The 18,785-nt window shown below is 55.4% G+C and carries 16 protein-coding genes; 5 read left to right on the top strand and 11 right to left on the bottom strand.

Annotation, left to right across the window (positions count from 1 at the left end):
• Positions 1–100: 100 nt before the first annotated feature.
• The 10 genes from Q3A88_RS17910 to thpR form a co-directional block, all read right to left on the bottom strand.
• Positions 101–769: an IS110 family transposase gene (locus Q3A88_RS17910; RefSeq protein WP_317178381.1), complete on the bottom strand. Its 669-nt coding sequence runs from the start codon at positions 767–769 to the stop codon at positions 101–103.
• Positions 770–1,050: 281 nt separating this feature from the next.
• Positions 1,051–1,431 (bottom strand): aspartate 1-decarboxylase, encoded by a 381-nt coding sequence (gene panD / locus Q3A88_RS17905; protein ID WP_014916285.1) that lies wholly within the window; start codon positions 1,429–1,431, stop codon positions 1,051–1,053.
• Positions 1,432–1,448: 17 nt separating this feature from the next.
• Positions 1,449–2,303: a pantoate--beta-alanine ligase gene (panC, locus tag Q3A88_RS17900; RefSeq protein WP_014916284.1), complete on the bottom strand. Its 855-nt coding sequence runs from the start codon at positions 2,301–2,303 to the stop codon at positions 1,449–1,451.
• An 80-nt stretch (positions 2,304–2,383) separates the two neighbouring features.
• On the bottom strand, positions 2,384–3,181 hold the full coding sequence (gene panB / locus Q3A88_RS17895; RefSeq protein WP_180775378.1) for a 3-methyl-2-oxobutanoate hydroxymethyltransferase: 798 nt from the start codon (positions 3,179–3,181) through the stop codon (positions 2,384–2,386).
• Between the two features lie 107 nt (positions 3,182–3,288).
• A complete protein-coding gene (folK, locus tag Q3A88_RS17890) occupies positions 3,289–3,834 on the bottom strand; it encodes a 2-amino-4-hydroxy-6-hydroxymethyldihydropteridine diphosphokinase (protein ID WP_205568655.1) in 546 nt (181 codons plus the stop codon).
• Entirely contained in the window at positions 3,831–5,243 is a 1,413-nt protein-coding gene (gene pcnB, locus Q3A88_RS17885; protein ID WP_317178382.1) for a polynucleotide adenylyltransferase PcnB, read from the bottom strand. Before pcnB ends, folK begins: the two co-directional genes overlap by 4 nt.
• Positions 5,244–5,382: 139 nt before the next feature.
• Complete coding sequence (gluQRS, locus tag Q3A88_RS17880) at positions 5,383–6,315, bottom strand: tRNA glutamyl-Q(34) synthetase GluQRS (protein WP_110164196.1); 933 nt, start codon at positions 6,313–6,315, stop codon at positions 5,383–5,385.
• A gap of 128 nt (positions 6,316–6,443) precedes the next feature.
• Positions 6,444–6,899, bottom strand: a complete 456-nt coding sequence (gene dksA, locus Q3A88_RS17875) for an RNA polymerase-binding protein DksA (protein ID WP_005969032.1) — start codon at positions 6,897–6,899, stop codon at positions 6,444–6,446.
• Positions 6,900–7,291: 392 nt separating this feature from the next.
• Positions 7,292–7,996 (bottom strand): DNA/RNA nuclease SfsA, encoded by a 705-nt coding sequence (sfsA, locus tag Q3A88_RS17870; RefSeq protein WP_014916279.1) that lies wholly within the window; start codon positions 7,994–7,996, stop codon positions 7,292–7,294.
• Positions 7,997–8,020: 24 nt separating this feature from the next.
• Positions 8,021–8,551, bottom strand: a complete 531-nt coding sequence (gene thpR / locus Q3A88_RS17865) for an RNA 2',3'-cyclic phosphodiesterase (protein ID WP_014916278.1) — start codon at positions 8,549–8,551, stop codon at positions 8,021–8,023.
• 92 nt (positions 8,552–8,643) lie between these two features.
• Here thpR and hrpB point away from each other — a divergent pair, with 92 nt between their 5' ends.
• The 5 genes from hrpB (at position 8,644) to fhuB (ending at position 18,048) form a co-directional block, all read left to right on the top strand.
• A complete protein-coding gene (gene hrpB / locus Q3A88_RS17860) occupies positions 8,644–11,106 on the top strand; it encodes an ATP-dependent helicase HrpB (protein WP_317178380.1) in 2,463 nt (820 codons plus the stop codon).
• A 102-nt stretch (positions 11,107–11,208) separates the two neighbouring features.
• The gene (gene mrcB, locus Q3A88_RS17855) at positions 11,209–13,689 is read left to right on the top strand and encodes a bifunctional glycosyl transferase/transpeptidase (protein WP_317178379.1); all 2,481 of its coding nucleotides are present in this window, start codon (positions 11,209–11,211) and stop codon (positions 13,687–13,689) included.
• A gap of 595 nt (positions 13,690–14,284) precedes the next feature.
• A complete protein-coding gene (gene fhuC, locus Q3A88_RS17850) occupies positions 14,285–15,082 on the top strand; it encodes a Fe3+-hydroxamate ABC transporter ATP-binding protein FhuC (RefSeq protein ID WP_317178378.1) in 798 nt (265 codons plus the stop codon).
• Between the two features lie 16 nt (positions 15,083–15,098).
• Positions 15,099–16,025 (top strand): Fe(3+)-hydroxamate ABC transporter substrate-binding protein FhuD, encoded by a 927-nt coding sequence (gene fhuD, locus Q3A88_RS17845; protein WP_205593425.1) that lies wholly within the window; start codon positions 15,099–15,101, stop codon positions 16,023–16,025.
• Positions 16,018–18,048, top strand: coding sequence for a Fe(3+)-hydroxamate ABC transporter permease FhuB (gene fhuB / locus Q3A88_RS17840; RefSeq protein ID WP_317178377.1), 2,031 nt, complete (start codon positions 16,018–16,020; stop codon positions 18,046–18,048). The genes fhuD and fhuB overlap by 8 nt, the downstream gene beginning before the upstream one ends.
• A gap of 42 nt (positions 18,049–18,090) precedes the next feature.
• Here the strand turns inward: fhuB and Q3A88_RS17835 are convergent, their stop codons facing one another.
• On the bottom strand, positions 18,091–18,681 hold the full coding sequence (locus tag Q3A88_RS17835; RefSeq protein ID WP_317178376.1) for a LysE family translocator: 591 nt from the start codon (positions 18,679–18,681) through the stop codon (positions 18,091–18,093).
• Between the last annotated feature and the right edge of the window lie 104 nt (positions 18,682–18,785).

Raw genomic sequence — 18,785 nt, 5'->3', positions numbered from 1 at the left:
CGGGTCTGTTTGCTCACAAAACGGGCATTTTACCTCAACCGTTGCCATCAGGCTCTTCTTCTAAATATTTAGGAAAACAGATGAACATTCTACCTGACGATCACCGAGTTGAATACGTGACCGTACTCCCGACTGCTGACCCTATCCCTTTTATCGACGTCAGATATTCCATATCCCGTTTCAGCTCAGGATGGTTATCGATATGGTTATCAATCAGCGCTTGTACCACCTGCAGTTCGTTGTGCAGCACCTGAAGTATCTTTCTGACAGAGGCTTCAACCAGCAATGAACATCGCGTGGAGAGAAGTTTCTCAAGCCGGCTTTGCTCACGTCCCACATCGTGTACCAGCGCATCACGTCTGCTAATTAGGGCCTTTAATTCACGGATAGCTGGAGAAGGAGGTTGCCACACATCCGGCTGACGCATGGCACCATACCGGGCCAGAACGTCAGCATCGACGGTATCATTTTTAGTGAGAATACCCATGCCCTGAGCAAAGGCACGGACGCGAGCAGGATTGGCAATGATGACGCGTACCGCCCGCTCATAAAGGCCGTAAGCCAGATGTTCATGGTAAGTGCCCGTTGACTCCATCACCACCTGAACATCCGCGGGAGCGACTTTCTGCTTTGCCAGCCATTCCAGAACGCTGACTGCGACATCAGGTCCGTTAGTCAGTATTTTGGTTTTCTTGCGACCTTCCGGGCCATCTGGTCTGAGGCATAAGTCTATTTTGCTTTTTCCGACATCAATACCTAACTGAATCATACGTGTCTCCTTTCACATATAACCATCACGCCCATTTTCCTTGTTCATGCGGAGTCTATGCTCCTGGCTACCGTTCAAAGTTGATGCTGGCGTGAAAGGTGAAACAGGGGATCTCAGCTGTAAGACAAGGTCTGACCTTATAGGAAGTACCAGATTCACCCTGTTTCAGGTGATGGTAGCTAACCATCACCCACTACCTAGTTCAAGATACAAGGGAGGTACTTGCAGCGTCTTTACGATCTATCCATTACTACCGCTCGGTTTCGTCATAAATTTGGCGATCAGGCAACCTGAACCGGAATCGCTTTTGCCTGACGTTGCAGCTCGTTATCGCCAGAGAAATAGGCAACCTTCGGGCTGTGGCTTCTGGCCTGTTCGTCGGACATCTGCACGTAGGAGCAGATAATCAGTTTGTCGCCCACGCAGGCAAGGCGAGCGGCGGCGCCGTTTACGGAGATAATGCGTGAACCTCTTTCGCCCGCAATGGCGTAGGTAGAGAAACGCTGACCGTTATCAACGTTGTAGATATCAATCGCTTCGTATTCCAGAATGCCAGCGGCATCCATAAAATCCTGATCGATGGCGCAAGAGCCTTCATAATGCAAGTCAGCCTGAGTTACTTTGACCCGGTGCAGCTTGCCTTGCAGCATGGTACGTATCATCGCTTTGTTACCTCGGTTCATACAGTCAAATCGACCTGGTGGTTATCAATCAATCTGGCCTTGCCTAACCAGGCAGCCATCAAAATCACTGCACGCGTGCTGGCCGCGCTCAGCGGTTGCAGCGTATCTGCATCGCGGATAAACAGTTCATCAGGCGTAAAGCCCGCTTCACGCAGCTTGTCTGCCGCCTGCTCCAGCAAGGTGTCTATCTGGCGATCGCCGTTGTCCAACTGTGTCGCCATGTCCATCATCACCTGATGAACATACGGCGCCCGCTGGCGTTCTTCCGCACTGAGATAGCCATTGCGCGAACTCAATGCCAAACCGTCTTTGGCACGCACGGTAGGGACACCAATAATATCAATGTCATAGCCCATATCGCGGACAAGCTGCCGAATCAGCGCTAGCTGCTGGTAATCTTTCTCACCGAAGCAGGCGACATCTGGCTGTACCATATTGAACAACTTACTGACGATGGTCGCAACGCCCCGAAAATGGCCGGGACGGCTGGCACCTTCCAACATGGAAGACAGGCCGGGCACATCGACAAACGTTTGCGACTCCAGCCCATTGGGGTATATCACATCCGGGCTCGGTGCGAAAACCAGATCGGCACCGCGGCGATTCAATTTCTCGCAGTCTTCCTGCAACGTCCGGGGGTAGCGGGCTAAATCATCTGGCCGCTCAAACTGCATAGGATTGACAAAAACGCTGACAATAACGATATCGGCACGCGCTCTGGCTTCATCGACCAGCGTCATGTGCCCGTCATGTAAATTACCCATGGTGGGAACTAAAGCAATGCGTTTCCCTTCCTGACGCCAGCGACGAACCTCGCGGCGCAGCAGCAGAGGGGTTTCGATTATTAACACACCCGTACTCCTAAAAAATAGCCTGATTAATGGAATGCTCGTTCTTTAATGAAACGACATTTCTCAATGAAATGAATGTCTCAATGAAACGAATGTTCTTCGGCCGGGTAAATGCCCTGTTCGACTTCTTGTGCATACAAACGCACTGCCGCGCGGATATCACCACCGCTTTGCGCCAGAAAATTCTTGGCAAACTTAGGCGTCTTGTCGCCGGTAATGCCGAAAGCATCATGCATGACCAGAATCTGCCCGTCTGTCACGTTGCCAGCGCCAATACCGATTACCGGAATCGACAGGGCGTCTGTTACGCGCTTGGCCAGCGCGACAGGCACGCATTCCAGCACGAGCAGCTGTGCTCCCGCTTCTTCAAGCGCAAGCGCATCGGCCAGTAGCTGATTGGCATCGCTTTCGCTCCGGCCCTGAATTTTATAGCCGCCGAAGATATTAACGGACTGCGGCGTCAGACCCAGATGACCGCAAACTGGCACGGCACGTTCGGTCAGCATTTTTACCGTCGGTGCAAGCCAGCTTCCGCCTTCCAGCTTCACCATATTTGCACCTGCGCGCATCAGATCGGCGGCCTGGCTGAACGTTTGTTCTGGCGTGGCATAGGTCATAAAAGGCATATCGGAGAGAACCAGCGCCAGCGGTGCGCCACGGCGGACACACTGCGTGTGGTAAACGATATCGTGTGTGGTCACGGGCAATGTGGAATCGTGACCCTGCACGGTCATTCCCAGTGAGTCACCTACCAGCATCACGCGGATGCCTTGCTCGAAAAACAAGCGAGAGAAACTGGCGTCGTAAGCGGTAATCGTAGCGAATTTTCGCTGATCTTGTTTCCATTGGCGCAAGTGGGAGATAGTCGTCGGTTTCATGACGGTCTTCCTATGTCAATAGGGCGAAGAATTGAGGGGGACATTCTAATGTAAGCCGACGTGTAGCGATATACCCGTCGCGCTTCAAGTTACAGATGGGGGGATGATTAGTGGCCGAATGTTCCGGTCAGCTTCTCGTCATCACTCGGTTCAGCATCCCATTGTGTATTATCCCATAAGGTCAGACCGTTGCGATCGACATGGCTTAACCGCTGGGCGAGGGTTTCGCCGTCGGGGAATGTCAGTTCTGGGGCGATTTCTGCGAGCGGGTAGAGCATGAATTCACGATTCTTCATGTCGTAATGCGGCACGGTCAGACGTTCAGTCTGGATGACGGTATCGCCAAACAGCAGAATGTCCAGATCCAACGTACGCGGACCCCAGCGATGTTCCTTGCGTTCGCGACCTTGTTCCAGCTCGATAGCCTGTGTGTGATCCAGTAGCGATTCGGCCGCTAATGCGGTTTCCAGTTCAACGACGGCGTTGAGGTAGTCTGGTTGATCCTGAGGGCCAAGCGGACGGCTACGATAAAACGAGGAGCAGCAAACGACGCGAGTGTGTGGAATCGCGTCCAACGCAGACAATGCTGCGCGCACCTGTTGCAAAGGCTGGGCAAGATTGCTGCCCAGCGCCAGATACACACGGATCGTCATGCTTGATCTCTGCGTGCCGCAGTCGGTTTACGCGGTCGACGAGGGCGGGAACGACGGTGTGGTGTCGGGCCATCATCCAGCGATTTCAGCATGTTTTGCTGACGTGGCGGTGCGGCAACCTGGAATTCACCCCACCACTGAGCCAGGCGCAGCAGCTCCTGATGGTTTTCGATTTCGGCACGCAGGCAAAGCAGGTCATACGCGGCGCGGAATTTAGGGTGTTCCATCAGCTTATAAGCGCGTTTACCCTGACGACGAGACAGACGCGTTTGCAATTGCCAAATATCACGAACTAAAGATGTAATGCGCTTAGGAATGGCCAGAGAACGGCACTGTTCATCCAGTATATCGTTCATCGCCAGCGAGAAGGCATCGAAATAAGCCAGACCGCTTTCCTGAGCCAGCTTTTGTGCATGTTCAACCAGCGGATACCACAGCATGGCGGAAAACAAAAATGCTGGATTGACTCGCATGTCATTTTGCAGGCGCTGATCGGTATTTTTCAGCACTTGTGCAACCATGCGCTCCAATGTGGAATCGCCATTTGGTGTGAAATAGCGGCTCAGCAGCGGGAAAAGCGGCTGGAACAGCTGGTATTCACACAGCATTTTATAGGTTGGGTAGCCATAGCCTGATTGAAGCAGCTTCAGCGACTCTTCAAACATGCGCGCCGCAGGAATATCGTGCAGCAATGAGGCCAGACGAGGAATCGGCTCAGCGGTTTCCGGGCTGACCGTCATGTTCAGCTTGGCGGCGAAACGGACAGCGCGCAACATACGCACCGGGTCTTCACGGTAGCGTGTTTCGGGATCGCCAATCATACGGATGACGCCCTGACGCAGATCGTTCAGGCCATCGGTATAATCACGTACGCTGAAATCAGAAATGCTGTAGTAGAGGCTGTTGATCGAGAAATCGCGGCGCTGGGCGTCTTCTTCAACGGAACCAAAAATATTGTCGCGCAACAGCATGCCGCTTTGGGCTTGCTGAGAGGAGTTTTTGACTTCTTGCTGTTCCTGATGCTGTTCGTGGTGACCACGGAACGTGGCAACTTCAATCACCTCTGGCCCGAACATGATGTGGGCGAGACGGAAACGACGCCCGACCAAACGGCAGTTGCGGAATAATTTGCGCACCTGATCGGGGGTGGCGTTAGTGGTGATATCAAAATCTTTCGGCTTTTTGCCCAGCAGCAGGTCGCGTACGCCGCCGCCAACCAGATAAGCTTCGTAGCCCGCTTTGTTCAGGCGATAAAGTACTTTCAGCGCGTTATCGCTGATATCGCTGCGTGAAATAGTATGCTGGTCACGCGGAATCACCGTCAGACGCTGGCGCGGTTCCTCTGATTCGACCATTTCGTTCTCACGATTCAGTACCTTACGACAAAAATTAGCAACTCGGGAAAAGATAATACACCTCGATAGTGATGGATAAATCAACGGCACAGCAAAAAATTTCCGGGAAACGTTTTTGACGTCGACCCAGTGACGGCCTGCAAATGTGACGGCCAAAGAGAGTGCGTCACTAAAAATAGCGGCTAATCATAGCTCACCAATGCCCCTTTGAGAATGCCGATGTGATCGCGGACGGGTTTATTGCCGGCTGCAACGGAACAACATCAAGGGACCAGTGCGCGACAGACCAGGCCAGAAGTGCGGAAAGTGTCATCTCCTGACCGTTGTCCGGCAGCGGTTGGTTCAAGAACTGCAGTGCAGCCAGCAGCACGGGACGCGGATCACTATTCGGTAGCGCTGGTGCATGATTCTGCTTGGAAAGCTTATTTCCCTCTGTATTCAGCGCCAGCGGCAGATGAACGTAGGTAGGGATCGCGTAGCCCAATTGCTGATAGAGCGAAATTTGTCGCACTGTCGGCTCGATCAGATCGGCGCCACGCACGATCTCCGTAATACCCTGATCGTTATCGTCGATCACGACGGCCAGATTATAGGCAAACAGCCCATCGCGGCGGTGGATAATAAAATCTTCCTGCGCGAGTGCCGTGTCGGCATACAGCTCACCACGCAATTTATCATGAAAGTGAAATACCGGCGTTGTCTGGTGCAGGCGTAGTGCGGCGTTATCGGAGGGCAGGTTACGCGTCCGGCAATAACCGTCATAGTGTCCACCTAGCTGCTGAATACGGCTACGCGTACAAGTACAGTAGTAGCTCGCTCCCTGCTGTCGAAGCTGCTGAAGGATCTCGCGGTAACGCGCATGCCGCTGTGATTGGTACATCACCTCGCCGTCCCAATACAGGCCGTAATGTTCTAATTGTGCAAGGATACGAGAGGCTGCGCCGGGAATTTCCCGTGGCGGGTCGATGTCTTCAATGCGTACCAGCCAGCGCCCTTGTTGGGAACGCGCTTGCAGATAGCTACCGAGTGCGGCGATCAGTGAGCCAAAATGCAGGTCACCAGAAGGAGAGGGGGCAAAACGCCCGACGTAACGATGCGTTTCGGTGAAACCAGTTGTTCCAGACATAAGAGGTTGATGCTATCTCGTCAGCGCTTTATCCAGACAGAAGATAGAGTGATGAACATCATTCATCAGCGGTCGTGTTCCTGGAGTCGGCCCCCGCGCCGGGCAGGAGCCGATTCTGGACAGGAAAATTAGCCTGCCATTTGCTTTTCGCGTATCTCTGCCAGCGTTTTGCAGTCGATACACAGATCGGCGGTCGGACGTGCTTCCAGACGGCGGATGCCAATCTCGACGCCACAGGATTCACAGAATCCGAAATCCTCATCTTCGATTTTCACCAGCGTTTTGGCGATTTTCTTGATCAGCTTGCGCTCACGGTCACGGTTACGCAGTTCGAGACTGAACTCTTCTTCCTGCGCTGCGCGATCCACGGGATCCGGGAAATTAGCGGCTTCATCGCGCATGTGCGATACCGTACGATCCACTTCATCCATGAGTTGGTTGCGCCATGCTTCAAGAATACGCTTGAAATGAGCCAGCTGAGCGTCGTTCATATACTCTTCGCCCGGCTTCTCCTGATACGGCTCTACTCCGGCAATTGCGAGAATGCTCAGAGAAGATGTCTTACGGTTTTGCCCTTCTTGCATGTTGCTTCTCCTACATAACACGACACGCATAATACCCTTTTATGCAGTGAAATTGCGGCGTTGTTGGCCATAACTTCAGCTATCTGGGTATATCGGCCCCCAAAGGGGGAAAAAACAGGCCGCTATAAATAGCAGATGAAGATGGGGTTGGCAATGCTTCCTGACACCGGCCTGATAAAGTGTGAGGAACAACCTGCTTATACCCGTCATACTTCAAGTTGCATGTGTGTTGGCTTCGTTCAGTCACCCGAATCACTTACCCATGTAAGCTCATCGGGACTCCTTCTCTTGCCGCCTTCCTGAAACTCGAATTATTTAGGGTATACATTAAATAATAAACAATGTGTTACGCCTTTAGTGGTACGTTCGGCGTGTTATGCAATGCTTGTACGTCATCCCAACAACGGTAGCTTATGCGTCAATGTAATACCGTCAGGGCATAATGTGGAGCCGTAACATAAAATTTCAACCCCTGCCCGTTGTGCTTCTGTAAATAATTCCGCATAGCGTGGATCAATATGCCGGGCGGGAGAAACCTGCTGAATACCTGAATGGAGCACGGCGAAAAAAAGGACTGCGCGTTTTCCATTGGCAACCATTTGTTGCAGTTCACGCAGATGCTTTTGCCCTCTGAGTGTCACCGCATCGGGAAAGTAACCACATTCATGTTGCAATAATGTGACAGATTTCACCTCAATATAGCAGTCAATCCTGTCTGGCGCCTGTAAAAGCAGGTCGACTCGGCTATTTTCCGTACCGTATTTTACTTCCGTTTTTACGTCCGGGTAGCCTGCCAGCTCTTCTATGCGATTCTCCAATAAGGCTTCGTACAATAATGTGTTGGCACGCAGAGTATTGACACAAATCCAGTGATTTTGTTGCGTTTCAGTCAGTTCCCAGCTCTGGGCATACTTGCGCTTAGGGTTATCCGATGTGGAGTACCAGACAGTATCGCCGGGCGTTGCACAGCCCGTCATCGCACCAGTATTGGCACAGTGCAGCGTAAGCGTCTCGCCTTCCGGGGTCACGACATCTGCCAAAAAGCGTTTGTAACGTTTAATCAACCGGGCAGGTTGTAAACGTGGGGTATAGTTCATGCGTATCCTGTTTTGTTCGTTCTCTTATTTAATAAATGGCCAGCTTTCCAGCTGTTGATAGCGGGTTTTGCCGTTGTCGAAAAGTGACTCATAAAGCGAAAAGTGCGTCATGTCGACCTGCCAGCTAAAGGTGGCGGGGGGAATCGCAACCGGGCGAGTCGCGCCGCGCAATAGCGTAATGTGTGGGTGAAACGGCAATGCCGTTTGATAGCAGCCGTTGCGCGCCGCTTGAGAACGCAGCAGTTCCGCCAACTGCAACAGCCCGCGCGGTGCACGGCGGCAGCCCAGCCAGACCACGCCAGGGCGCGGCCAGTGTCCGGCGTCATTCAGCGTAAGGGAAAAGGCGGGCTGACGGATGCGGCTCGCCAGCGTTTGCAAAACCTGCGCTTTTTGCTCGCTGACATCGCCTAAAAACGCCAGCGTCAGATGAAGATTGGCCGCCGCGACCGGACGACCGGCTTCCAGAGGGAAGTGCTCGGCACGCCAGCGGAGAATCTCTTGCTGTGTGGTTTCCGGCAGTGATAAGGCAAAAAACAGGCGGCGTGTGGCTGGCATGGCGATCTCTCTGTTCTGATTCCATCAGATGCTGCATTCATCCAGATGCTACAATGCTCGCCGCTGAAAGTTAACTTTATACGGAGATGTCTGTGATTTTACCGCCCGTCAGCGCTGTGCTGGATGATGTCATAACGGCGCTACATACCGCGCCTCAGGTGCTGCTTAATGCGCCAACAGGGGCGGGGAAATCGACCTGGCTGCCGTTGCAATTGCTGCAACAGGGCAATGTGAACGGGCGCATCATCATGCTGGAACCGCGTCGTCTGGCGGCGAAGAGCGTGGCCTGGCGGCTGGCGCAGCAGCTCGGTGAAGAACCGGGGCAAACAATAGGTTATCGCATGCGGTCGGAAAGCCGCGTGAGTGACGCAACGAAGCTGGAAGTTGTCACCGAAGGGATGCTGACTCGCCTGCTGCAACAGGATGCGGAACTGCAAGGTGTGGCGCTAATCATCCTTGATGAATTTCACGAGCGCAGCGTGCAGGCTGATTTGGCATTGGCGCTGCTGCTTGATGTGCAGCAGGGGCTGCGTGAAGACTTAAAACTGCTGATTATGTCCGCGACGCTCGACAATGCGCGGCTGGCGGCGCTGCTGCCGGAAGCCGTCTGCGTGGTTTCCGAAGGTCGTAGCTATCCGGTTGAACGGTGTTATGCGCCGCTGAATAATCAGGAGCGTTTGGAAGAGGGCGTTGCGCGGCAGGTGCGGCGTTTGCTCAGTGAAGAAGACGGTTCGCTGCTGCTGTTTTTGCCCGGTGTCGCGGAGATTCGCCGCGTGCAGGCGCTGCTGGAAAATAGCGTATCGAGCGAGACGGATCTCTGCCCTTTATATGGTGCGTTGACGCTGGCGGAGCAGCAAAAGGCGATTCTGCCCGCGGAGCCGGGTCGTCGTAAGGTGGTGTTAGCCACCAATATTGCTGAAACCAGCCTGACGATTGAAGGGATCCGGCTGGTGATGGATAGTGGCCTTGAGCGTGTCGCCAGCTTTGATGTGAAAAGCGGCGTCACGCGACTGGTGACGCAGCGAATCAGTCAGGCGTCGATGGTGCAGCGAGCCGGGCGTGCCGGACGTTTAAGCCCCGGTATGTGCTGGCATCTGTGCTCACGTGAACAGGCAGAACGCGCGGCGGCGCAAAGCGAAGCCGAAATACTGAACAGTGATTTAAGCAGCGTCTGGCTGGATTTATTACAGTGGGGCTGTACCGATGTGGCGCAATTAACCTGGCTAGATACGCCACCCGCTCCTGCGCTTTATGCCGCACGCCAGCTGCTACGCCAGCTTGGTATTACCGATGAACAGGATCGGCTGACCGCCGAGGGGCGGAAGATCGCCGCGTTAGGCTGCGATGCCCGACTAGCGACGATGCTGTATGCCGCGTCACAGCAAGGTTCAGATGCATTGGCAACTGCCGGATGTCTGGCGGCGATCCTCGAAGAACCGCCGCGTAGCGGGTCGATCAATCTGGCTGACTGGCTGCATCGTCCATTGCCACACTGGCTGCGGCGGGCAAAGCAGCTGACACGCCGTTTATCGACGGCTTCGGGACGCATTGACGGCGGGGAAGCCGACTGGCTGCTGGCACAGGCTTTCCCCGACCGCATCGCCCGGCGGCGCAGTCAGGATGGACGCTACCAACTTGCTAACGGCAGCGGCGCGATGATGTCGGCTGATGAGGCGCTGTCGGGTACGGAGTGGTTGCTGGCTCCGGCGCTCTTACAGAACGATCGATTAGCACAAAACAATCAGAACGCAGAGGCACGGATCCTGCTGGCGTTGCCGCTGGATATTGAGCGGCTGGAACGGCGGCTACCCGGACTAATAAATGAACATAACGTGGTGCACTGGGACGAAGAAAAGGGTACTCTGCGCGCCAGCCAGCGTGACCAGATAGGTTGCCTGACCCTGAGAACACGCCCGCTGAACAAGCCTTCCGATGAAGCACTGCAGCAGGCGCTGTTATCCTGGATTCGGGAGCAGGGGATTGATGCATTAAACTGGGACGCCACGGCGTTGCAGCTACGCGCCCGGCTACAGTGTGCTCACCAGTGGTTGCCGGAGCTTGACTGGCCGCGAGTGGATGATGAAACGCTGCTGGCAACGCTGGACATCTGGCTACAGCCGTCACTTGTCGGCGTGCGTGATTTACGGGCGCTGCACCAGATCAATTTGAGCGAGGCGCTGCTGCGGCTGTTGGACTGGTCGCTGCGCCAGCGGCTGGATAGCGCGCTGCCCACGCACTACACGGCACCCGGCGGCAGTCGCTTGCCTATCGCCTATTATGACGATAAGCCTCCGGTACTGTCGGTGCGGATGCAGGAAATGTTCGGTGAGCAGCAGAGCCCGCTGCTGGCGGAAGGGCGTGTGGCGCTGGTATTGGAACTTTTATCACCCGCACAGCGACCACTACAAATTACGCGGGATTTAGCGGCATTCTGGCAAGGTACGTACCGCGAGGTGCAAAAAGAGATGAAGGGGCGTTACCCCAAGCATGTCTGGCCGGACGATCCGGCGAATACGGCTCCGACGAGACGTACCAAGAAATATCAGAACCACTAATTTCAGACGTTTCCGCTTTCCCAAACAAGGGGCTGGAAACAGAGTAGGCGGCTTGAGCGCAGAGCGGATAGCCGTGAACAACCTGACGGAGAAGTGATTGTAATGTCTCGGGATGACCGCGAACCTATCGGACGCAAAGGGAGAGCGCCAAAACGTAAGCCTGAACGCAAGCAGGCCATACGACGTCGCAGGGATGACGACTATGATGATGAAGATTATGACGATTATCAGGACGACTATGACGACGATGATGATTACGATGGCGATGACACCATGACGCGTAAACCGCAGAGAAAACGGCGCTGGCTGGGCCTGGCGATCAAGCTGTTCCTGATCTTTGCCGTGGCGATGGCGATCTATGGTGTGTACCTTGACAGCCAGATCCGTAGCCGTATTGAAGGCAAAGTCTGGCAGTTGCCGGCCGCCGTCTATGGCCGCATGGTCAACCTTGAGCCGGGCATGGCCTATAGCCAGAAAGAGATGATCAGTCTGCTGGAAGGCATGCAATACCGTCAGGTGAGCCGCATTACCCGTCCGGGTGAGTTCAGCGTGCGTGGCAACAGCATCGATATGCTGCGTCGTCCGTTTGATTTTCCCGATGGGAAAGAAGGGCAGATTCAGGCGCGGCTGACGTTTGCCAACGATCGCCTGTCGCAGATCCAGAATCTGGATAACCAGCGCAACTTCGGCTTTTTCCGTCTCGATCCGAAGCTGATCACCATGATGCAATCGCCGAATGGCGAACAGCGTTTGTTTGTGCCGCGTGCTGGTTTCCCCGATCTGCTGGTTGATACGCTGGTCGCGACCGAAGACCGCCACTTTTATGAACACGATGGCATCAGCCTGTACTCCATTGGTCGTGCGTTCTTAGCGAACATCACGGCGGGGCGCGCGGTACAGGGCGGCAGTACGCTGACGCAGCAGCTGGTTAAGAACCTGTTCCTGACTAACGAACGTTCGCTGTGGCGTAAAGCTAACGAAGCCTATATGGCGCTGATCATGGATTATCGCTACAGCAAGGATCGTATCCTTGAGCTGTATCTGAACGAAGTGTATCTCGGTCAGAGCGGTAACGATCAGATCCGCGGCTTCCCGCTTGCCAGCCTGTATTACTTTGGCCGTCCGGTGAATGAACTGAGCCTCGATCAGCAGGCGTTGCTGGTGGGGATGGTGAAAGGGGCGTCGCTGTATAACCCATGGCGTAACCCGCAGATTACGTTAGAACGACGTAATCTGGTGCTGCGTCTGTTGCAGAATCAGCAGGTGATTGATGCCGATCTGTACAACATGCTGAGTGCGCGTCCGCTGGGCGTACAGCCGAAAGGTGGCGTCATCAGCCCGCAGCCGGCGTTTATGCAACTGGTACGTCAGGAACTGCAACAGCGGCTTGGCGACAAGGTTAACGATCTCTCTGGCGTGAAGATCTTTACCACGCTCGATCCGGTCTCGCAGGATGCGGCGGAAAAGGCGGTGGAAGTCGGCGTTCCGGCACTGCGTGCAGGGCGTAACGTCAGCGATCTGGAAGCGGCGATGGTGATTGTCGATCGCTTCAGCGGCGAAGTTCGCGCGATGGTTGGCGGTTCTCAAACGCAGTACGCCGGGTTTAACCGTGCGCTACAGGCGCGTCGTCCCGTCGGGTCGCTGGCGAAGCCGCCAACCTACCTGACCGCGCTGAGCCAGCCGGACACCTACCGTCTGAATACCTGGCTGGCGGATGAACCGCTGTCGATCAAACAGCCGAACGGGCAGGTGTGGCAGCCGAAGAACTACGATCGTGAGTTCCGTGGCCGCGTCATGCTGGTCGATGCGCTGGCGAACTCGCTGAACGTCCCGACCGTCAATCTGGGTATGGCCGTGGGGCTGAATCAGATTACGGAAACGTTGAAGCGTTTAGGGATCCCGGAAAACGTGATTCAGCCTGTACCGGCGATGCTGCTGGGTGCGATCAGCCTGACACCGATGGAAGTGGCGCAGGAATACCAGACGATCGCCAGCGGCGGCAACCGCGCTCCGCTTTCCTCGCTGCGTTCGGTGATTGCTGAAGACGGTACGGTGTTGTACCAGAGCTTCCCGCAGGCGGAACGCGCGGTTCCGGCGCAGGCGGCTTATCTGACGCTGTATGGCATGCAACAGGTTGTCGAACGTGGTACGTCGCGTTCGCTGGCGGTGAAATTCCCGAATTATCATCTGGCAGCGAAAACCGGTACCACCAATGATTTGCGTGACAGCTGGTTTGCGGGGATCGACGGTAAAGAAGTGGCGATTAGCTGGGTAGGGCGCGATAACAACGGTCCGGCCAAGTTGACTGGGGCGAACGGTGCGCTGACGATTTATCGTCGCTATCTGGAAAACCAAACGCCGCTGCCGTTAATGCTGACGCCGCCGGAAGGCATTACGACCATGACGGTGGATGCCAGCGGTAACTTTATCTGCAACGGCAGCAGCGCCGGACGCGTACTGCCGGTCTGGACGGATAATCCGCAGGCACTGTGTCAGGCGAGCCAGCCACAGCCTTCAGCGCAGCAGGACCAGCAAAACGGAGAAGGTGTCGCTGATTGGATCAAACAAATGTTTGGTCAATAAATTCTTCTCACTGCCCCTGGTTAATCTATTGTCTTTTATAGACAAAGAAAGGGGTATCACGTGTTTTGTCGTTATCCGGCGTAAAAAATTATGCTGAGGAGATAGCAGGCTTAGGATGAGCCGCATGGACGCGGCGAAAGCTTGCGCCACGTATGGAACGTGTCGCAAGCGGTCCTCTAAGCCTGATACCGACGAAGGCACCGCTTTAGCGGCATAATTTCCGCCAAAAGCCGGGGTTCATAGGGGGCTGGCGTAGCCCCCTATGTCGGGCGCGTGCTACAAGGTAGCATGAGAATAACGGTATTATCGCGCACGAAACCGCTTTAATAGTGGCATAAAATGTACCTAATAGGCTGAATCTTTGGGCATTTTTTTTCTCTACTATTTTTGGCCGAGCCCCACGTCCTGCCTGATACTGCTTTTCTCTCCACGCCATTCTGGCGCTGCCCGGTAAAAGTCTTGCGATTGGCATTCCGTTGCGCCTATCATGCTGCCTTTATCGTAATCATTATCGTTCTCTTTTAGACTGACGATTACGGGAATAGTGAACTCTGCTCACCCCTTTCCTTCAGTGACATGACAAACCAAAAGCGCTATGCAAAATCAAACTGTACTGCTTGATACCACTTTCAGACTGGATGACGTCAGCTTTTCCGTCGCCGGACGCACGCTGCTACACCCGCTCTCTATCACGTTCCCCGTCGGGAAAGTCTGTGGTCTGATTGGACACAACGGCTCGGGCAAATCGACCTTGCTGAAAATTTTGGGCCGTCACCAGCCCGCCAGCAGCGGAACCGCATTACTGGGGGAACAGGCTACCGGAAGCTGGGACGGCAAATTGTTCGCCCGTCAGGTGGCTTATTTACCGCAGCAGCTTCCCGCTGCCGAAGGGATGACCGTGCGTGAGCTGGTTGCCGTAGGACGTTACCCGTGGCACGGCGCATTAGGCCGTTTCGGCAGCGCCGATCGGGAAAAGGTCGAAGAAGCCATCACGCTGGTGGGGTTGAAACCGTTCGCTAATCGTCTGGTGGATAGCCTGTCCGGCGGTGAACGGCAGCGAGCCTGGCTGGCGATGACGGTGGCGCAGGATAGCCGCTGCCTGCTGTTGGATGAACCGACCTCCGCGCTGGACATTGCGCATCAGGTTGAGGTTCTGGCGCTGATTCAGCGTATGAGCCGCGAGCGCGGCATCACCGTCATTGCGGTGTTGCATGACATCAACATGGCTGCGCGCTACTGCGATCATCTGGTGGCGTTGCGCGGCGGCAAAATGATTGCGCAGGGTGAGCCTGTCGCGCTGATGCAAGGGGACGTGCTGGAAAATATCTACGGCATTCCCATGGGCACTTTGCCTCATCCGGCGGGTGGCGCGCCGGTCAGCTTCGTTTGTTAACTCGGTTTTTCTGCTCATGATGCCTGAATTTTTTTCTTCTCCATCCTCTCCCGATCCGCTACGCCGTCGTTTGCTGACGGCCCTGCTGCTGTCACCGCTGGTTTATTCGGCGGCGAGCAGGGGAGCGGCTGCCACATTCCCCGATGTAAACCGCATTGTGGCGCTGGAGTGGTTGCCTGTTGAACTGCTTCTGGCGTTGGGCATCACGCCCTTCGCGATTGCAGATAAGCATAATTACAACCTGTGGGTGAAAGAGCCCGCGTTGCCTGAATCGGTAATTGATGTGGGGCTGCGTACCGAGCCTAATTTGGAATTGCTGACGCAGATTCGCCCATCGCTGATTCTTTACTCTGAAGGTTACGGCCCTTCGGTCGCAAAAATGTCCCGTATTTCTCCTCTGCTGGGCTTTGGCTTCAGCAACGAACAGGGAAAACCGCTGACGTCGGCACAGGCCTCTGTCATGAAACTGGCCAATGCGCTCAATATGAAAGCGGCTGGCGAGCAGCATCTGACAGAGCTTGCGCAGTTTCTCCAGCAGGAAAAAATCACACTCCAGCCGTACACCCAGCGGCCGCTGTTGCTCATCACGCTGGTCGACAGCCGCCATGTGCTGGTGATTGGCAAGAACAGTCTTTTTCAGGAAGTCATGGATCATGTCGGGATTGAAAATGCCTGGCGTGGTGAAACCAGCTTCTGGGGCAGTACGATTGTGGGCATTGAGAGTCTGGCAGACGTCGGCGATGCCAACGTGCTTTGCTTCGAGCATGGCGATAGTGCCATCAGCGCGCAGCTTGATAAGAACCCGCTCTGGCAGGCCATGCCGTTTGTGCGTAATCAGCGTTTGCAACGTGTGCCTGCCGTCTGGCTGTATGGTGGAACGCTCTCGGCGATGCGCTTCTGCCGCGTATTGAATCAGGCGCTGGAGGCGAGAAAACATGCCTAATCCTCTGTCTGCCAGTGCCTCGCACGCGCACAAGCACGTTGCTCATCCGCGGGTGCTGCCAGTGGTACTGATTGGTTTTCTGCTGATCGTGATTCTGGGGATGGGCAGCTACAATTTGCAGCAGCAATTACCGGTGTCACAGTGGCTTGACGGGCTGACTCAGCCTGCCTTGAATAATATGCCGCAGTTGCTGTTTCACTACAGCCTATTGCCGCGCATGGTGCTGGCGCTGCTGATTGGCGCGGGGCTGGGGCTGTGCGGCGTACTATTCCAGCAGGTCTTGCGTAATCCGCTGGCTGAGCCGTCAACACTGGGGATCGCCACGGGCGCACAGCTCGGGATCACCGTGGTCACGCTGTGGGCGCTGCCCGGTGGCGCATGGCTCCAGCAGGTCGCGGCCATGGCTGGGGCGCTGGTGGTTGGCGCGTTGGTCTTTGGCGTCGCCTGGGGCAAACGTTTATCGCCTGTGACGCTGATACTGGCGGGGCTGGTGCTGAGTTTCTACTGTAGCGCAGTCAATCAACTGCTGGTGCTCTTTCATCATGAGCAGTTGCAGGGTCTGTTCCTGTGGAGCAGCGGCGTGCTGAACCAGCAGGACTGGAGCAATGTGCAGTTTGTTCTCCCGCGTCTCGCGGCGTGTTTCTGTCTGGCGCTGTTGTTAATTCGTCCGCTAACGCTACTGGGACTGGATGACGGCGTCGCGCGTAACTTGGGGCTTGGGCTGTCGCTGGCACGTCTGAGCGCGCTTGGGCTGGGGATTTTCCTGTGTGCGCAATTAGTGAGTGCGGCAGGCATTATCGGTTTTATCGGTCTGTTTGCGCCGCTGCTGGCGAAAATGCTAGGCGCGCGGCGGTTACTTCACCGTCTCTTATTAGCGCCGCTGCTGGGTGCGCTGCTGCTTGGCGTTACCGATCAGGGCGTTATCTGGCTGAGCCGCGTGTGGCTTGACGTTCCAACGGGTGCTGCGACGGCGCTGATTGGTGCGCCGCTGCTACTGTGGCTGTTGCCGCGCCTGCGTAATAGCGGTCAACCTGCGATGGTCGACAGCAGCAGTACGCCGACGGCTGAACGTCGCCTGTGGGGAACGTGGCTGGTACTTGGCGTCACGCTGCTGGGAATGGTGGTGATTACGGCGCTGATGTTAGGGAAAGATGCCGACGGCTGGCAGTGGGGCGGCGGTGATGTGTTAACGCAGTTGCTCTCATGGCGCTGGCCTCGGGTGCTGGCGGCGTTAACTGCTGGAGTGATGCTGGCGGTCGCGGGAACGTTAATACAGAAGCTGACGGGTAACCCGATGGGAAGCCCGGAAGTGCTGGGAATTAGCTCCGGCGCGTCGTTTGGCGTCATTATTTTGCTGTTCTTCATTCCCGGCAATGCGTTCGTGTGGCTACTTCCTGCCGGTAGTGCGGGCGCGGCGCTGACGCTGTTGGTCATGGTGATGATCGCCGGGCGCGGTGGTTTCTCCACGCAGCGTATGCTGCTGGCGGGGATTGCACTGAGCATGGCGTTCACCACCGTCATTGCGCTGCTGCTGGCCAGTGGCGATCCGCGTATGGGAACCGTGTTGACCTGGCTGTCGGGATCAACCTATGCGGTTGAACCGACGGACGCGATACGCACGGCGGTGATTGCCGTTCTGCTGCTGTTGATTGTCCCGCTGTGTCAGCGCTGGCTGCGTATTCTGCCGCTGGGAACCACCACGGCCAGAGCGCTTGGCGTGGCCGTTACGCCGGTGCGTCTGCTGGTTTTGCTGCTGGCATCGGTACTGACCGCGATGGCAACCCTGATGGTTGGGCCGATGAGCTTTGTGGGCTTAATGGCACCGCATATGGCGCGGATGTTGGGCTTTAGCCGCGTGTTACCGCAAATTGCTTGCTCTGCATTGATTGGCGGCGCGCTGATGGTGATTGCAGACTGGTTTGGCCGGATGATTCTCTTTCCAGCGCAGATTCCGGCGGGGCTGCTCGCGACGTTTATCGGTGCGCCTTACTTTGTTTATCTATTGCGTAAACAGGTGAAATAATGCGAGCCTCGGCGGGGAGGGAAGCCCGCCGACGCTGTGTGATTAGCCGGAGAGGTTAATGGCTTCGACCAGCATCCAGAAGGTGGTGAGCACCAGAGAAAGCGCCATGATGCTGTTGAAGGCTTTCAGTTTCCACGGTTCCTGAAGATGTTTACCGATGCGATCGCCGAGTAGTGCCCAGACTAAAATACAGGGCAGATTGAGCGCCATAAAGGCGACTACTGTGGTGAAAAGGCCGCCGCTGGCGGCATAAAGCAGCGCGATGTTACTGGACATCAGCCAGGCTTTCGGATTCACCGCCTGAAATAGCGTCCCTTGCAGTACGGTCATCGGCTGTACTCGCCCCTGTAATTCCGGTGCCGATGAGCGCACGATTTTCCACGATAGCCACAGCAGATAGACGCACCCCAGCACGGTAAGGGGGAGGCGAATCATGCTCATCCAGTTCAGCAGAAGTTCCAAGGCCACGCCCATCAGCGCCGTTTGTATCCCGCAGCCAACGGAAATGCCCATCATCATCGGTAACGTACGACGCAGGCCAAAATTGACGCCAGAAGTTGCCAGCAGCAGATTATTGGGTCCCGGCGTGATAGACATGACGGTGACGTAGCTGAAAAAAGAAGGGTCGAGCATGGTGTTATCCTGATGATGGGGGAGAACACTATGGTAGGCAGAAAAAATAAATGGTTACAGATACACAAAACGATTATTGTTATGGGTACAAAATGCATTAATCG

This window comes from Pectobacterium sp. HCp5_1, assembly GCF_032905925.1.
In the GTDB taxonomy this organism is placed as follows: Bacteria; Pseudomonadota; Gammaproteobacteria; order Enterobacterales; family Enterobacteriaceae; genus Pectobacterium; species Pectobacterium brasiliense_A.
The sequence above is the reverse complement of the archived record's forward strand: the minus strand, read 5'-3'. Positions and strand labels throughout refer to the sequence as shown.